A 1,346-nucleotide genomic window follows, 5' to 3' on the forward strand; every position below is an offset into this window, starting at 1 on the left:
AAAGGGACTGTCCCACTAAGTGTGTAAATAAAAAATACGGAGTTCAGTTATGTTCCTTATAACTGGACTCTTTTTTCAAATAAAGTTAAGAACTGATTTAGGATAATGCCCCAATTCTGAATAGGCATCGTCCACTTTTTAGAGATTTCTCTCAAAGCCAAATATACAGATTTCAGAACGGCATCATCGCTGGGAAATGACAGTTTATTCTTTGTGTATTTACGGATCTTCCCATTCATGTTTTCGATGATATTGGTCGTATAGATAATTCGTCGGATCTCAAGTGGGAAGTCGTAAAAGACGGTCAGTTCGTCCCAGTTCTCCCGCCATGATCTTATGGCATAGGGATATTTGGATTCCCATCTATCGGCAAAATCTGCCAGCGCTGCCTGTGCAGCCTGTTTATTGGGAGCATCATAGATAGGCTTCATATCTGCTGTAAACGCCTTTTTATCCTTCCATACAACATATCTGCAGGCATTTCGGATCTGATGGACAACACAGACCTGGGTACTACACTCAGGAAACACACTCCGTATGGTAGCGGAGAAACCATTGAGATTATCGGTCGCTGTAATCAGCATATCCTCTACGCCCCGGGATTTCAGGTCTGTCAGGATTCCCATCCAAAAACTGGCACTTTCATTCTTGCCCAGCCACATGCCTAGGACTTCTTTATAGCCATCCCTGTTTAGGCCCACAGCAAGATAAATGGTCTTATTGACCACTTTGGAGTTTTCCCTGACCTTAAAGACAATGCCATCCATCCAGACAATCAGATATACGTTGTCCAGCGGACGGTTTTGCCAGGCAATCACATCGCCCGCCACACGGTCAGTAATCCTGGAAATCGTCGATTCAGAAAGATCAAATCCGTACACATCGCGCATCATATTTTCTATATCCGAAACACTCATGCCTTTGGCATATAGCGAAACGATCACGTTCTCAACTCCGTCAATCATGTTCTTGCGCTTGGGAACGATAATGGGGTTGAATGTACCATCGCGATCCCGTGGGACCTGAATTTCCAGATCTCCCTGATCCCCACGAACCTTTTTGCTGGTATGCCCGTTTCGGGAATTGCCCTGACCACTGCGCTCATGCTTTTCATAGCCAAGGTGGCCGTCCATTTCTCCTTCAAGCATCTGCGATACTGCACGTGCCTGTAATTCCCGGAAAAATGATTGCAGCTCTAACCCGTCCTTAAAACTCTTTAAGAACTCCTTGTCGTTTAATAGTGACTCTTTGTCAATCATACTCTTATAAAGTTAATTAAATAAAAAATGCGAAGTCCTTTCCAACTCCGCATTTTTATAACTTACACACTTTATGAGACGGTGTCC

Annotated in this window: 1 protein-coding gene; it reads right to left on the reverse strand. The window is 43.9% G+C overall.

What is annotated here, in order from left to right; genetic code table 11:
* Positions 1-56 precede the first annotated feature (56 nt).
* Positions 57-1,256: an IS256 family transposase gene (locus K7A41_RS00015; RefSeq protein WP_171019317.1), complete on the reverse strand. Its 1,200-nt coding sequence runs from the start codon at positions 1,254-1,256 to the stop codon at positions 57-59.
* Positions 1,257-1,346 lie beyond the last annotated feature (90 nt).

It is taken from the genome of Sphingobacterium sp. InxBP1 (assembly GCF_026191775.1).
Classification (GTDB): domain Bacteria; phylum Bacteroidota; class Bacteroidia; order Sphingobacteriales; family Sphingobacteriaceae; genus Sphingobacterium; species Sphingobacterium thalpophilum.